Source organism: Pelovirga sp. (assembly GCF_059864205.1).
Map to the genome: position 1 here is coordinate 1 of NZ_JCBCBS010000006.1, position 2,548 is coordinate 2,548.

2 protein-coding genes are annotated in these 2,548 nt (G+C 49.3%); both read right to left on the reverse strand.

The window, feature by feature from the left end; all coding sequences use genetic code 11:
* Positions 1-24 precede the first annotated feature (24 nt).
* Complete coding sequence (locus tag AC6F7T_RS00640) at positions 25-255, reverse strand: hypothetical protein (RefSeq protein WP_500716015.1); 231 nt, start codon at positions 253-255, stop codon at positions 25-27.
* 505 nt (positions 256-760) lie between these two features.
* Positions 761-1,921, reverse strand: coding sequence for a DUF8612 domain-containing protein (locus tag AC6F7T_RS00645; protein WP_500716016.1), 1,161 nt, complete (start codon positions 1,919-1,921; stop codon positions 761-763).
* Positions 1,922-2,548 lie beyond the last annotated feature (627 nt).

Genomic DNA, 2,548 nt, shown 5'->3' on the forward strand with positions numbered 1-2,548 from the left:
TATAGCCAGGCAACCACATGGGTATCAAGGTAGATCATGTTTCCACTCGCTGGACCAATCGGAGTGAATAAGCTCTTGAGGATCACCCTGGATGCAGTCATGTGGAACCAACCGTGCCAGTTTGCTAACCTGCTCTGCCGGCAGAATCAAGAGCTGCCGCCCCTTTAATTCAACTTCAAGCGGTTTTCCGGTTTCCAGCACCTGGTCGAGTAGATTATAGATGTCGCTGCGCAGTTTGGATGTGGTAATCGGCATGAGCGAAGTCCTTCCTGGAGAATCATCTGGTGCGTACTCTTTCAATCTATCTTGTCGTACGCTTTTGGTCAAGTGGAGAAGAGAAGCAGTGAGCGGTGAGTGGGGAGTGGGGAGTGGGGAGTGGGGAGTGGGGAGTGGGGAGTGGGGAAAGCAGTGACGAGTAGCGAGTAGCGAGTAGCGAGGAAAAACATTAACGGAGAGCCGGAGAGGAAAGGGCGGGAAAAACGGGGAGTGGGGAGTCGAAAATCAGTGATCCGTGAGCGGTGAGCAGTAAGCAGTAAGCAGTAAGCAGTAAGCAGTTAACCGTTCACGGCTCACCGCTCACCGCTCACTAAGGACTTTACACCGCTCACGGCTCACAGTTTACCGTTCACTGTTTTTTAACAAATGACAAATGACACCGCGCAGCGGTAGACGCCACGAAGTGGCAGACGCCGCTTCAGCGGCAGACCAATGACACCGCGCAGCGGTAGACGCCACGAAGTGGCAGACAAATGACGATAGCTTACGGTATTTCGTCCACATTTTTCCAGGAAAGCACTTGTACCCCTTTGTGTTGGTAGTTGTCGTCACCTCCATAAACCAGCAACGGTTGCATGGCGCTATCAGCAGCGATGGTGAGCCATTTTTCCAGCCCGGCAAAGGAATCGCGGGTTAGTGTGCGACCGGATTTGATTTCTACCGGCTGCAGTTTTCCGCCTTGATCAATAATGATATCGACCTCATTGCCTGTGCTGTCACGCCAGAAAGAGAGTGGTGCTTTTTCCGCTCGGTTAAAAAAGGTTTTTACCAGCTCTGTGACAATCAGTGTTTCAAATATGTTGCCACGTAAGGGGTGGGTAGCAAGTTGTTCAGGGGCCTGGATGCCGAGTAACCATGATACAAGACCGGTATCGTAAAAATAGAGCTTTGGCGTCTTTACCAGGCGTTTGTTGAAATTGGCATGGTGTGGCCGCAGCAGAAAAACCAGATAGCTGGCTTCAAGAATCGAGATCCAGGACTTGGCAGTGTTGTGGGTAATACCGCATTCCGTTGCCAGGGAGGAAAGATTGAGAAGTTGTCCGGTTCGGCCTGCACAGAGGCGAACGAAACGTTGAAATGTTTCCAGGTCCTGCACCTGGGTGATCTGGCGGACATCTCGCTCAATGTACGCTGTAACGTAAGCCGTAAGCCATGCGCGCGGGGGAACATTGCGATCATGAATTGGTGGGTAGCAACCGCTGTAAAGCAACATATCTGCTTCGGAAGACAGCTCATTGCCCTGATGTAATTCGGAAAATGCGAAGGGTAGTAGTTCGACAAAGGCAGTTCTGCCGGCCAGTGACTGAGTGATTCCGGAAATAAGCCCGAATTGCTGTGATCCTGTGAGGATGAATAACCCCATGCGGCCATCTTTATCGACCAGGGTTTGCAGATAGGAAAAAAGCTGCGGACAGCGTTGCACTTCGTCGAGAACGGCACCGTCCGGAAAGCGGGCTAGAAAGGAACGTGGATCGTCCAAGGCGGCGAGTCTGATATCTGGATCTTCCAGTGACGCATAGGGCCGGTTGTAAAAAATAGCGCGCGCAAGGGTGGTTTTGCCCGATTGCCGCGGCCCGGTTATGGTGACAATGGGAAAACCCTTGAGCAATTCGCAGACATATTTTTCAACAGTGCGTGGTATCATGTGGTAATGATAAACCTTTATTACAAATTGTCAAAGTCTTTTACAGATTGCAAAAGGTCGTGATCGGTATCATCCACGAAAATCACGGAAAAACACGGAAAAAACTATTGACTGCAATAAACCAGTCACAGAGATCGCGGAGAAAGGCTAAAGTCGATAAGCATTTGGCCGCAGACGAACGATGACTTGAGACTGCAGAAAATAAAATAGTGAATACAGGTGATAGAATGGACATAGAAGGAAAAATGACTCTTGCTGAATATCTGAAGAAAAAAAACTACTATAACGATGACGGGAGTCTAAAGGATGATTTTGTCTATGCGATTTTCAAGGATATCAACAAGAAGCTGGACATCGTTATATCCAGTCAAAAAACTTTTTCGCAGAATTCATAAAAAGGTTGTAACTATTCAGCTCTATCTTTGCACAGGATCCCCGACCCGGTGATGAACAGATACAAAAGGTTAAAGGTTTTCATCGCGATGAAATGTGGTTTTTCGTCTTTGCCCTGGTAGCGTTGATTGCGAGCATGAGAGAGCGAAGCGATCGGGCGCGAGATAGATTATAAGAAGCCGTAAGCAGTTACCGATCACCGCTCACCGCTCACCGCTCACCGCTCACCGCTCA

Excerpts from the sequence above, each read along its gene's own strand:
- AC6F7T_RS00645 (WP_500716016.1), bottom strand. The coding sequence starts at position 1,921 with ATGATACCACGCACTGTTGAAAAATATGTCTGCGAATTGCTCAAGGGT.
- AC6F7T_RS00640 (WP_500716015.1), bottom strand. The coding sequence starts at position 255 with ATGCCGATTACCACATCCAAACTGCGCAGCGACATCTATAATCTACTC.